The organism is Bacteroides sp. 3_1_13, from assembly GCF_001185845.1.
Lineage (GTDB): Bacteria > Bacteroidota > Bacteroidia > Bacteroidales > Bacteroidaceae > Bacteroides > Bacteroides xylanisolvens.
The window spans coordinates 2,075,858-2,089,733 of sequence record NZ_KQ236956.1; the positions used below are offsets into that span (position 1 = coordinate 2,075,858).

General features: G+C 43.2%; 8 protein-coding genes. All 8 read left to right on the forward strand.

What is annotated here, in order from left to right; genetic code table 11:
* Nucleotides 1-12: 12 nt before the first annotated feature.
* The 8 genes from HMPREF9009_RS20835 to HMPREF9009_RS20870 all read left to right on the forward strand — a co-directional run bounded on the left by HMPREF9009_RS20835 (nt 13) and on the right by HMPREF9009_RS20870 (nt 13,843).
* Nucleotides 13-1,677: a RagB/SusD family nutrient uptake outer membrane protein gene (locus HMPREF9009_RS20835; protein WP_049703150.1), complete on the forward strand. Its 1,665-nt coding sequence runs from the start codon at nt 13-15 to the stop codon at nt 1,675-1,677.
* A gap of 201 nt (nt 1,678-1,878) precedes the next feature.
* The gene (locus HMPREF9009_RS20840; protein ID WP_049703151.1) at nt 1,879-3,183 is read left to right on the forward strand and encodes a DUF4995 domain-containing protein; all 1,305 of its coding nucleotides are present in this window, start codon (nt 1,879-1,881) and stop codon (nt 3,181-3,183) included.
* A 59-nt stretch (nt 3,184-3,242) separates the two neighbouring features.
* Nucleotides 3,243-5,243 carry a heparin-sulfate lyase HepC gene (gene hepC, locus HMPREF9009_RS20845; RefSeq protein WP_049703152.1) on the forward strand — a complete coding sequence of 667 codons (2,001 nt, stop codon included), beginning with the start codon at nt 3,243-3,245 and terminating at the stop codon, nt 5,241-5,243.
* A gap of 102 nt (nt 5,244-5,345) precedes the next feature.
* Nucleotides 5,346-6,962 carry a sulfatase family protein gene (locus HMPREF9009_RS20850; RefSeq protein ID WP_049703153.1) on the forward strand — a complete coding sequence of 539 codons (1,617 nt, stop codon included), beginning with the start codon at nt 5,346-5,348 and terminating at the stop codon, nt 6,960-6,962.
* Nucleotides 6,963-7,273: 311 nt separating this feature from the next.
* Nucleotides 7,274-8,902: a PHP domain-containing protein gene (locus tag HMPREF9009_RS20855; protein ID WP_004312967.1), complete on the forward strand. Its 1,629-nt coding sequence runs from the start codon at nt 7,274-7,276 to the stop codon at nt 8,900-8,902.
* A 41-nt stretch (nt 8,903-8,943) separates the two neighbouring features.
* Nucleotides 8,944-9,915, forward strand: coding sequence for an ROK family protein (locus tag HMPREF9009_RS20860; RefSeq protein ID WP_049703154.1), 972 nt, complete (start codon nt 8,944-8,946; stop codon nt 9,913-9,915).
* A complete protein-coding gene (locus HMPREF9009_RS20865) occupies nt 9,912-11,180 on the forward strand; it encodes a sugar MFS transporter (RefSeq protein ID WP_049703155.1) in 1,269 nt (422 codons plus the stop codon). Before HMPREF9009_RS20860 ends, HMPREF9009_RS20865 begins: the two co-directional genes overlap by 4 nt.
* Nucleotides 11,181-11,221: 41 nt before the next feature.
* Nucleotides 11,222-13,843 carry a DUF4962 domain-containing protein gene (locus HMPREF9009_RS20870; RefSeq protein ID WP_083444238.1) on the forward strand — a complete coding sequence of 874 codons (2,622 nt, stop codon included), beginning with the start codon at nt 11,222-11,224 and terminating at the stop codon, nt 13,841-13,843.
* Nucleotides 13,844-13,876 lie beyond the last annotated feature (33 nt).

The window sequence follows — 13,876 nt, forward strand, 5'->3', positions numbered from 1 at the left end:
ACGAGTATAACAATGAAAAAACTAATATATTATATATCAGCATTGGCTTTATGCACATTGTCTTTCACTTCATGTTCCGATTTATTGGATGAAGATCCGAAATCAGATATTAGAAAGAACCAATATATGAACAATGCATCTGAAGCCAACAATGTATTGTTAGGAGTTTACCGCAACATGGTGGCAGATAACCTTTATGGTATGAACCTATCATGCATATTTGATTTAACTAATGACCTGGCACAATGTGAAGGAAACAGTACCAGTAGTTTCCGTGAATATCCGGCTAATGCATTCAATCCCAACAATTCGTATGTACAAAATACATGGGCATCCTTATATAGTGCTATTTATAGCGCCAACGACTTTATAGAGCGTCTGGAAGTTAAAATGGTTACATACAATCTAAACGATCAAGCACTCGCCACTATGTATTTAGCGGAAGCAAGAGCATTGAGAGCATTATATTATTTTGAGTTGGTACGTTGGTATGGTAACATTGCATTAATTACTAACACATCCGAATCATCTAAAAATCCGTCAGAGTTCGTTCAAGCAGATCCTCGCGACGTATACAAGTTCATTGAAGAAGATCTTAAATTTGCTATCGAAAATTTACCGTTTGAATCGGATGACACCCTGCGTGCTAACACTCGATTCCGTTTTTCTAAAGGCGGTGCATTGGGATTGCTGACTCGTGTATATGTCACCTGGGCAGGCGAACCCATTAAAGATACCGAGAAATGGAAACAAGCTGCATTGACGGCAGAGAAGCTTATCAACTCCGGTAAACATCGTATGTTGGATAATTATGAACAACTTTGGGAAAATACATGTAATGGCACATGGGATCCGGCGGAAAGTTTAATTGAGGTAAGTTTCTATGCAAATTCTGTTACTGGTACAGCCAGCGAAGACCCGGTAGGGCGTATTGGTAAATGGAATGGAGTCAGAGTTACCGAAATTCCAGGAACACGAGGACGTAATGCTGCCAACGTTAAAGTAGTACATACATTCTTCCTAGATTGGTTAAACAAAGAAAAAGGAGATAAACGCCGTGATCTTTCCATAGCCAATTACAAATATGATCCAGATAAATCTTTCTGGGCAAAACCGGAGGAAGTAGACAAACCTACAGCCGGCCAAAAAAATAAGCAAAATTATACTCCGGCAAAATGGGACACTGAAAAGTATGTAAAAGAATACAACTTCTTACTGAATAACGATAAATCAAATGTCAATTGGTATATATTACGCTATGCAGACGTATTACTCATGTATGCAGAAGCACTTAACGAATGGCATCATGGTCCCAACAATGCAGCATTAGCAGCTCTTAATATGGTTCGCCGCCGCGGATATGGACTTCCCTATAATGAAGCTAATGCAACTGTTGATTTAAAATCAACATCATACGAAGGATTCCAGGAATATATCCGTAATGAACGTGCCTACGAACTTGCTTTCGAAGGAAATCGCCGCCAAGATTTAATACGTTGGGGGATGTATTATGAAACAATAGTAAATACTTATATAAAATTAATTGGTTGGTATCCGGAAGCAAACTATGTAGCTTACCAATATACCCAAAAGAATAAACACGAACTACTCCCTATCCCAGCTCGTGACATGAGTTTGATGGAAAACTTCAAGCAGAACCAAGGATGGGGCGACTAATCTTTTTCTGATAAAAAATTCTATAATTTCTCTCCAATATGCCCAATTAAAGGCATATTGGAGAAAATTAAAACCTTTTTCAACAAAATCAAAACTTAAAAAGCAGAGTTCAAACACCTTTTGGACAATCCTGCAACGGAAAGTTTTGCCTTTCGGTTACTTTTGCATCAGTTACAAAACTTCTAAAAACAATCACTTAAAATGAATAACATGAAAATGAAACTTGTTCTCTTTGCTTCGGTTAGTATTGCACTCGCGTCGTGCCAGACAACCTCAAAGGAAGACTACAGTTGGATAAAAAAAGGACTGGATGTAGCTTCTGCCCAATTACAACTTTCTGCTGAAGAGGTTAGTGGTACGGGAATGTTGCCACGCTCCATCCGTACCGGCTATGACATGGATTTCCTTTGCCGTCAGTTGGAAAGAGATTCATTAACATTCAAAGATTCACTACGCGCACAACCCGCTGCTGACCAACTAGGCAAACGCCGCCTCTGCAACGTTTATGACTGGACGAGTGGTTTCTTCCCCGGTTCATTGTGGTATGCATACGAACTGACAGGAAACGATACACTGAAAACTCAAGCCATCCAATATACAAATCTGCTGAATCCGGTACGCTATTATAAAGGTACACATGATTTGGGATTCATGGTCAACTGCAGCTATGGCAATGCAGAACGTCTTTCACCCAACGACACTATTGCCGCTGTAATGAGAGAAACTGCCGATAACCTCTGCGGTCGTTTCAACGACTCTATCGGCGCTATACGTTCATGGGATTTCGGAACATGGAATTTCCCGGTTATTATCGACAATATGATGAACCTTGATCTTCTGTTTAATGTAGCAAAAGCGACAGGTGACAATAAATACAAAGACATTGCTATCAAGCATGCTATGACTACCATGCATAATCACTTCCGTCCGGATTATACCTGCTGGCATGTAATAAGCTATAACAACGACGGCACAGTGGAAAGCAAACAAACTTTCCAAGGAAAGAACGATGATTCTTCATGGGCACGCGGACAAGCGTGGGCTATATATGGATATACCGCTTGCTTCCGTGAAACCAATGACAGCATTTTCCTGAACTTTGCAAAGGATATAGCCGATATGATTATGGACCGCGTAAAAACGGAGGATGCCATTCCCTACTGGGATTATGATGCTCCTGTAACTAAAGAAACTCCACGTGACGCTTCTGCCGCTTCTGTTACCGCTTCAGCATTGATCGAACTAAGCACAATGGTTCCCGACGGACAAAAATATCTGGATTATGCGGAAAAGATTCTGAAGAGTTTGTCAAGCGACGCATATCTTGCAAAAGTGGGTGACAACCAAGGATTCATTCTGATGCACTCTGTCGGCTCACTGCCCAACGGTTCTGAAATCGACACTCCACTGAACTATGCTGACTATTACTATCTGGAAGCATTGAAGAGATTCATGGAATTGAAGAAGTTGAGGGTTGAGCATGGAGAGTTGAGAATGATCCAATAATACAAAAGCAAGAGTGTTCTCAATCGTAAATAGTAAATCGTAAAATCGTAAATTATATCATGAATAAAACTTTAAAGTATATCGTTCTGCTGGCAATCGCTTGTTTTGTAGGCAAAGCTAGTGCCCAAGAACTGAAAAGCGAAGTCTTTTCAATTCTTAACCTGGACTATCCGGGATTGGAAAAAGTGAAAGCTTTGCATCAGGAAGGTAAAGATGAGGATGCTGCCAAAGCATTATTAGACTATTACCGTGCACGTACCAATGTAAAAACTCCGGATATCAATCTGAACAAAGTGACTATCAGCAAAGAAGAACAGCAGTGGGCAGATGACGGATTGAAACATACATTCTTCGTACATAAAGGTTATCAGCCTTCTTACAACTACGGAGAAGACATCAACTGGCAATACTGGCCGGTGAAAGACAATGAACTCCGTTGGCAATTGCACCGCCACAAATGGTTCACTCCGATGGGAAAGGCTTATCGCATATCCGGTGACGAGAAATATGCTAAAGAATGGGCACATCAGTATATCGACTGGATTAAAAAGAATCCGTTGGTAAAGATGGACAAAAAAGAATATGAGCTGTTAAGTGATGGAAAAATCAAAGGTGAAATAGAAAACGTACGTTTCGCATGGCGCCCGCTGGAAGTTAGTAATCGTCTGCAAGACCAGACTTCACAGTTCCAGTTATTCCTCCCTTCTCCTTCTTTCACTCCGGACTTCCTGACAGAATTCCTGGTAAACTATCACAAACATGCTATACATATCCTTGCTAATTATTCCGATCAAGGTAACCACTTGCTGTTTGAAGCTCAACGTATGATCTACGCCGGTGCTTTCTTCCCTGAATTCAAAGATGCTCCGGCATGGAGAAAAAGCGGTATCGATATTCTGAACCGTGAAATTCATGTACAGGTATACGAAGACGGCGGACAGTTCGAACTCGACCCACATTATCATCTGGCAGCTATTAACATTTTCTGTAAAGCTTTAGGTATCGCAGATGCCAACGGATTCCGTAAGGAATTCCCTCAAGATTATTTGGATACCATTGAAAGCATGATTATGTTCTATGCAAACATTTCTTTCCCTGATTATACCAATCCATGTTTCAGCGATGCTAAGTTGACAACAAAGAAAGAAATGGTGAAAAACTACAAAGCATGGGGTAAACTATTCCCGAAAAACCAAGCTATCAAATACTTCGCAACCGAAGGTAAAGAAGGCGCATTGCCGGATTATATGTCTAAAGGTTTTCAGAAAACTGGTTTCTTTGTATTCCGCAATTCATGGGGAATGGATGCCACTCAAATGGTAGTAAAAGCCGGCCCGAAAGGAGAATGGCACTGTCAGCCGGATAATGGTACATTCGAACTTTGGTTCAACGGCAAGAATTTGTTCCCGGATTCAGGTTCGTATGTATATGCAGGTGAAGGCGAAGTGATGGAACAACGCAACTGGCACCGTCAGACTTGTGTTCACAACACGGTAACGCTGAACAACAAAAACTTGGAAACTACAGAATCCGTTACTAGATTGTGGCAACCGGAAGGTACTATCCAAACTTTAGTGACCGAAAATCCTAGTTACAAAAACTTGAAACACCGTCGTTCCGTTTTCTTCGTTGACAACACTTACTTTGTCATTGTAGACGAAATGATCGGTAGCGCCAAAGGTTCCATCAATCTTCATTATCAAATGCCAAAAGGAGAAATAGCCAACAGCCGCGAAGACATGACATTCCTGACACAATTTGAAGACGGAAGCAACATGAAACTGCAATGTTTCGGTCCCGACGGTATGACGATGAAGAAAGAACCGGGTTGGTGCTCAACTGCTTATCGCAAACGTTACAAACGTATGAATGTATCTTTCAACGTGAAGAAAGACGGCGAAGAAGCTGTTCGTTACATCACAGTTATCTATCCAGTTAAGAAAAGCGCAGATGCCCCTAAATTTGCAGCTAAGTTCAAGAACAAAGCGTTCGATGAAAACGGACTGGAAGTAGAAGTGAAAGTAAACGGAAAGAAACAGTCATTAAAATACAAACTATAATAAAGCTGACTAAAAAGTCGGTCGCATCTCAATTTCTCCTCCTTCCGGAAGTGAAGGGAATTGGAGATGCAACCGACTTTTTAGTCACTCTCCTTCATCATTATGGAAAACTATTACACCCCCTCTGCCCTACTCCTCCCACTAGCTGCACTAAGTCTCGCTTCCTGCGGCAATCAAAAGAAAGAAGAGACCAGACAACCGAACATCATCTTCATGATGACGGATGACCATACCACCCAAGCAATGTCCTGCTACGGAGGAAATTTGATTCAGACTCCTAACATGGATCGGATTGCCAACGAAGGTATCCGTTTTGACAACTGTTATGCTGTCAACGCTCTTTCAGGACCTTCACGTGCGTGCATCCTCACCGGTAAGTTCAGCCACGAGAATGGTTTTACCGATAACGCCAGTACGTTCAACGGAGACCAGCAGACATTCCCCAAACTGCTTCAACAAGCCGGATATCAGACTGCAATAATTGGTAAATGGCATCTTATCAGTGAACCGCAAGGATTCGATCATTGGAGCATCCTTAGCGGCCAACACGAACAAGGTGACTATTACGATCCTGATTTTTGGGAAAACGGGAAGCATATTGTAGAAAAAGGATACGCCACGGATATTATTACTGATAAAGCCATTGAATTCCTCGAAGGTCGCGACAAGAACAAACCTTTCTGCATGATGTATCATCAGAAAGCTCCGCACCGCAACTGGATGCCTGCTCCCCGTCATCTGGGTATATTCAACAATACTACTTTCCCGGAACCGGCTAATCTGTTCGACGACTATGAAGGCCGCGGAAGAGCAGCCCGTGAACAGGACATGTCTATCGAACATACACTGACAAACGACTGGGACCTCAAATTGCTGACTCGTGAAGAAATGCTGAAAGATACCACCAACCGTCTTTACAGTGTATACAAACGTATGCCTGTTGAAGTTCAGGATAAATGGGACTCTGTATATGCCGGGCGCATTGCCGAATACCGCAAAGGTGATCTGAAAGGCAAATCATTAATCAGCTGGAAATATCAGCAATATATGCGTGATTATCTGGCAACAGTTCTGGCAGTAGACGAAAATATCGGCCGCCTGCTGAATTACCTCGAAAAAATTGGTGAGCTGGACAACACAATCATTGTCTACACCTCCGACCAAGGTTTCTTCCTTGGCGAACATGGCTGGTTTGACAAACGCTTCATGTATGAAGAATGTCAACGCATGCCGCTTATTATCCGTTATCCGAAAGCAATTAAAGCAGGAAGTACCAGTAATGCCATCAGCATGAATGTGGACTTTGCTCCTACTTTCCTCGACTTTGCCGGAATAGAGATTCCATCAGATATTCAAGGGGCCTCCCTGAAACCCGTATTGGTGAATGAAGGCAAAACTCCTGCCGATTGGCGCAAAGCTGCTTATTATCATTACTACGAATACCCTGCTGAACATTCTGTGAAGCGTCATTATGGTATACGCACGCAAGACTTCAAATTGATTCATTTCTACAACGACATCGATGAATGGGAAATGTATGACATAAAAGCTGACCCAAGAGAAATGAACAATGTCTTCGGCAAACCGGAATATGCTGAAAAGCAAAAAGAGCTGATGCAACTGCTTCAGGAAACTCAAAAACAGTATAAAGATACAGACCCGGATGAAAAGGAAAAGGTTCTTTTCAAAGGTGACAGAAGATTGATGAAAAATCGCTAAATGATTATTTTGCGGAGTGCCCTGAAAGGGCTTAATTATATAGCGTAGGGCAACGCCCTACGTAAAAACGACAATCTGAATTTGCGCCCTGAAAGGGCATAATTGTATACAGTTCCGCCCTTTCAGGGCTTGTGGCTGGTGTGCTTTTTTCGTAGGGCGTTGCCCTACGCTATATAATTAAGCCCTTTCAGGGCACCCCCAATAAATATATAATTGTAAGAACCGATAAATTCTTATTTAACCGATAAATTCTCATTTAACCGATAAATTCCCATTTATATAAATAAAGATTAACCAAAAACAATTATATCATGGATAGAAGAAAGTTTTTAAAAAACACAGGCTGGTCTTTCCTCGGACTGGCAGCTTCGGGCAGCTTGCTCGGTTCTTGCGCAGCAGGAAGCAAAGAGGCTAAGAAAATTATGCCATCAGCCAGCAACCTCAAAATGTATTGGGGCGACTTACACAACCACTGTAACATCACATACGGACACGGCGACATGCGCGATGCTTTTGAAGCAGCGAAAGGACAATTGGATTTTGTTAGTGTTACTCCTCATGCTATGTGGCCGGATATTCCCGGAGCAGATGATCCCCGCCTGAAATGGGTAATCGATTACCACACGGGAGCTTTCAAGCGTTTGCGTGAAGGCGGTTATGAGAAGTATGTAAAAATGACAAATGAGTATAATAAGGAAGGTGAATTCCTGACTTTTGTAGGATACGAAGCTCATAGCATGGAACATGGAGACCATGTTGCGTTGAACTATGATTTGGACGCACCACTTGTAGAATGTACTTCAATCGAGGACTGGAAAGAAAAAGCAAAAGGACATAAAGTATTCGTTACCCCGCACCACATGGGTTATCAGGGTGGTTATCGCGGTTACAACTGGAAATGCTTTACCGAAGGAGATATTACTCCATTCGTAGAAATGTATTCCCGTCACGGTCTGGCAGAAAGCGATCAGGGAGACTACCCCTATTTGCATGATATGGGACCACGCCAATGGGAAGGAACCATTCAATATGGTCTTGAATTGGGCAATAAGTTTGGTATCATGGCTTCCACCGACCAGCATTCCGGTTATCCGGGAAGCTATGGTGACGGACGCATCGGTGTTTTGGCTCCGTCACTGACTCGCGATGCCATTTGGGAAGCTCTACGTACCCGTCATGTATGTGCCGCAACCGGTGATAAGATTATTATCGACTTCCGCCTCAACGATGCTTTCATGGGTGATGTAGTTCGCGGTAACAGCCGTCGTATCTATCTGAATGTCACAGGTGAAAGCTGTATCGACTACGTAGATATTGTAAAGAACGGGCAGATTTTAGCTCGTATGAACGGTCCGTTGACTCCCGTTGCTCCGGAAGGTGATACGGTACGTTGCAAAGTTAAAGTTGATTTTGGTTGGAATCGTGAAGAGAAATACGTACATTGGCAGGGCAAACTGTCGGTAGACAAAGGACAGATTCATAGTGTAACTCCTTGTTTCCGTGGCGCAGCATTCACTTCTCCGCAAGAAGGTGAAACTGAATTCCACACACATGTCAACCGTATTGTATCCGTTGGCGACAAGGAAACCGAACTGGATATGTACAGCAGCAAGAATCCGAATACGACTACAGCAGCCATGCAAGCTGTAATCCTTGATGTGGAAATGCCAAAAGACGGTAAGGTCATTGCCGAATTCAATGGCAAGAAGTTTGAACATACGTTGGGCGAGTTGCTTGAAGGTTCACGTTCACACTTCATGATCGGTTGGTTGAGCGAGGCTATTCTCTTCAATCGTGCCATGCCGGAAAGCTGTTTCACTCTGGAACATTACATGGAAGATAAAGAGCCACAGCGAGATACGGATTACTACTATGTACGCGTTCGCCAACGTGACGGACAATGGGCTTGGAGTTCACCGATTTGGGCGGAAAGAGTGTAGTTTTTAAGTATTAAGTATCAAGTATTAAGTATTAACGTGGTATGGAGAAAGAATACGCTATAGGAATTGACCTTGGCGGAACTTCAGTAAAATACGCCCTTATTGATAATGAAGGCGTATTTTACTTTCAAGGGAAGTTACCGTCGAAAGCCGATGTATCAGCAGAAGCTGTCATCGGACAGTTGGTTACTGCTATCAATGAAGTGAAAGCCTTTGCACAAGAAAAAGACTACAAAATTGATGGTATAGGAATCGGAACACCAGGCATTGTGGATTGTACGAACCGTATTGTTTTAGGAGGTGCGGAAAATATCAACGGCTGGGAAAACATTCACTTGGCAGACCGTATTGAAACGGAAACCGGACTTCCTGCTTTATTGGGAAATGATGCCAATCTGATGGGACTGGGAGAAACAATGTACGGAGCCGGTCAGGGAGCCACTCATGTTGTTTTCTTGACGGTAGGAACGGGTATTGGCGGTGCAGTAGTCATCGACGGCAAATTGTTCAACGGTTATGCCAACCGGGGAACGGAGCTGGGACACGTGCCTCTCATTGCCAATGGCAAACCGTGTGCTTGCGGTTCCGTCGGCTGTCTGGAACACTATGCTTCCACTTCTGCTTTGGTACGCCGCTTCAGTCAACGAATAATAGACGCAGGCATCTCCTACCCAGATGAAGAGATTAACGGAGAATTGATTGTCCGCCTTTATAAACAAGGAGATCCGATTGCAAAAATATCATTGGAAGAACACTGTGACTTTTTGGGACACGGAATTGCAGGCTTTATCAATATCTTCAGTCCGCAAAAGATTGTGATTGGTGGAGGACTCTCCGAAGCAGGAGACTTTTACATTCAGAAAGTAAGCGAAAAAGCACGTAGTTATGCCATCCCCGACTGTGCTGTGAATACTCAAATCATAGCTGCCGCTCTTGGAAACAAGGCCGGAAGTATTGGAGCTGCGTCACTTGTATTTACTCAATTATCTGCTCCAAACCTGATTAAATTATGAGAAAGAATTTAGGAATGTTGGCGCTGATTATGGCGTTCTGGTTCACCATCTCGTTTATTACTAATATTCTGGGACCACTCATTCCGGACATTATCCACAACTTCAATCTAAGTGACCTGGCGATGGCGGGATTTATCCCGACCTCTTTCTTCCTGGCATACGCCATCATGTCTATCCCTGCCGGATTACTTATTGACCGTTTCGGTGAAAAACCGGTATTATTCGGTGGCTTCCTGATGCCGTTCATCGGCACCATCCTGTTTGCCTGTATGCATACGTATCCGATGTTATTAGCTTCTTCTTTCATCATCGGATTAGGAATGGCCATGTTGCAAACTGTATTGAATCCGCTCCAGCGTACTGTAGGAGGAGAAGAAAACTATGCATTTATAGCCGAACTGGCACAATTCATGTTTGGCATCGCTTCTTTCCTAAGCCCTCTGGTATATACTTATCTGATTCGTGAACTTGACCCGGCAACCTATACAGCCGGTAAAGGTTTCTTTATCGACTTGTTGGCCGATATCACCCCACGGGAAATGCCATGGGTATCTCTTTACTGGGTATTTACCATCCTGTTGTTAGTAATGCTGATTGCTGTCGGTGTCTCCCGCTTTCCCAAGATTGAACTGAAAGAAGATGAGAAAAGCGGGTCTAAAGATTCATATCTGGCTTTATTCAAACAGAAATATGTATGGTTGTTTTTCCTGGGGATTTTCTGCTACGTAAGCACGGAACAGGGAACTTCTATCTTTATGAGCACCTTCCTGGAACAATACCACGGAGTCAATCCGCAAACTGATGGTGCGCAAGCCGTGAGCTATTTCTGGGGATTGATGACAGCCGGCTGTCTCGTAGGTATGATTCTACTCAAGTTGATTGACAGCAAGCGATTGCTGCAAATCTCCGGAATCCTGACCATCATCCTATTATTATCGGCATTGTTCGGAAGCAAGGAAGTATCTATGATCACTTTCCCTGCTGTCGGATTTAGTATTTCCATGATGTATTCCATCGTATTCTCATTGGCTTTGAACTCTGCTTCACAGCATCACGGTTCATTCGCCGGTATTTTATGTTCGGCAATCGTCGGTGGTGCCGGTGGTCCGATGATTGTGAGTACGCTGGCAGATGCAACATCCCTCCGCACAGGTATGCTGTTTATCCTTGTTTTCGTAGGATACATCACCTTTATCGGTTTTTGGGCACGCCCACTGATTAATAACAAGACCGTTCGTCTGAAAGACTTGTTCAAACAACGTTGAACGCTGAACAACAAACGACGAATAAAAAAATGCAAAGTTATATGATGAAACAACGAATATCTATTTTTCTCTTGTTCACCATTCTGCTATCCGCCAACGGGTATGCGCAAAAAGCAATCATGCGCCTGACTCAACAGACTTTGATGCACGAGGTACGCGAAACGCCTTCACCACTGGACGGGCAGCATATCACTGTCAATCCTCCTCGTTTCATGTGGCCGGACAAATTTCCTCACTTGGGTGCCGTATTGGACGGAGTGGAAGAAGAAGACTACAAACCGGAAGTGACTTACCGCATCCGGATTGCACGCGACCCGGAATTCAAATCGAAAGTGATAACCGCTGAAAGGAAATGGGCCTTTTTCAACCCATTCAAACTGTTTGAAAAAGGAAAATGGTATTGGCAATATGCCTACGTTGACAAGGATGGAAAAGAAGAATGGTCGCCCGTTTCTCATTTTTATATAGACGGGCATATACGTACATTCAACCCGCCTTCTCTACAAGAGGTGTTAGCCAAATTACCCAAGACGCATCCCCGTATCTTGCTTGATGCCAAAGATTGGGACAATATCATCGAACGGAATAAAAACAATCCGGAAGCACAGGCTTACATCCGGAAAGCTGATAAATGTCTAAATCATCCGCTGAAACACTTGGAAGAAGAAATTGATACGACCCAGGTTGTCAAGCTGACAAACATCGTTCAATATCGTTCCGCTCTGATTCGGGAAAGTCGTAAGATTGTAGACCGGGAAGAAGCGAATATCGAAGCCATGGTACGTGCTTACTTGCTAACGAAAAACGAAGTATACTACAAAGAAGGTATAAAGCGTCTTTCCGAAATTCTTTCATGGAAGAATAGTAAGTACTTTGCGGGAGATTTCAACCGTTCCACCATTCTGTCTATGAGTACTTCCGCGTATGACGCATGGTATAACCTGCTGACTCCGGATGAAAAGAAACTACTCTTAAGAACGATTCGTGAAAATGGAAAGAAATTCTATCATGAATATGTCAATCACTTAGAAAACCGTATTGCTGATAACCATGTTTGGCAAATGACTTTCCGTATCTTGAATATGGCTGCATTTGCTACGTATGGCGAACAGCCGATGGCTTCCACCTGGGTGGATTATTGCTACAATGAATGGGTATCCCGTCTGCCGGGTCTCAACACGGATGGAGGATGGCACAATGGCGATTCTTATTTTCAGGTCAATCTCCGCACATTGATTGAAGTTCCTGCTTTTTATTCCCGTATCAGCGGATTCGATTTCTTTGCTGATCCCTGGTATAACAACAATGCGTTCTACGTCATCTATCAACAACCTCCATTCTCAAAATCCGCCGGGCAAGGAAACTCACATGAAAGTAAGATGAAGCCAAACGGTACACGAGTAGGTTATGCAGATGCCTTGGCACGCGAATGTAACAATCCATGGGCAGCCGCTTATGTACGCACTATTTTGCAGAAAGAACCGGATATAATGGAGAAGACTTTCCTCGGAAAATCCGGAGACCTGACCTGGTATCGCTGTACAACAAAGAAAGCGCTCCCCAAAGAAGGTCCTACTCTTGCAGAATTACCGATGGCAAAAGTATTCAATGAAACGGGAATCGGTACGATGAATACTTCTTTGGGAGATACAGACAAGAATGCAATGCTGTCGTTCCGTTCCAGTTCCTACGGTTCCACTTCCCATGCACTAGCCAATCAGAATGCTTTCAATACATTCTACGGAGGTAAAGCCATTTTTTACAGTAGCGGACATCGCACTGGTTTTACAGACGATCATTGTATGTATTCTTACCGTAATACTCGTGCGCACAACAGTATTTTGGTGAATGGAATGACGCAGAAGATCGGGACGGAAGGATATGGCTGGATTCCACGGTGGTATGAAGGAGAGAAAATCGCTTACATGGTAGGAGACGCTTCCAATGCTTATGGTAAAGTGACTTCTCCCCTATGGTTGAAACGTGGCGAATTATCCGGCACGCAATATACGCCCGAAAAAGGATGGGATGAGAACAAATTGGATATGTTCCGTCGTCATATCATCCAATTGGGAACTACCGGAGTTTTTGTGATTTATGATGAATTGGAAGGAAAAGAAGCCGTAACATGGAGTTATCTTTTACATACCGTAGAACTGCCTATGGAAATACAGGAACTGACGGATGAAGTGAAAGTTATTGGTAAGAATAAAGCCGGGGGTGTCTCTGTTGCCCATCTTTTCAGTTCGGCAAAAACGGAACAAGCGATGGTAGATACTTTCTTCTGTGCGCCAACCAACTGGAAAAATGTGACGAACGCACAAGGGAAAGCGTTGAAATATCCTAATCACTGGCATTTCTCTTCTACAACAGTTCCGTGTAAAACCGCCCGTTTCCTGACAGTGATGGATACGCATGGAAAGAACCGCCCGGATATGCAGGTAGTTCGCAAAGGTAATACCATTCAGGTAGGCGACTGGACTATTACTTGTAACCTGACAGAAAAAGGGAAAGCTGCCATCTATGTAAGCAATAAAACGGAAAAGGTTTCTTTAAACTATGATGCCGGTAAAAAGGAAGGTGCAACGATAGTCACAGATCAGGTAAAAGGCAAACAGGTTAACAAAGTCCTGACAGACTATTTACCGGATTTTGAGATTTAATTTCTCCCCGCTTTAGATGAAGAAACATATACT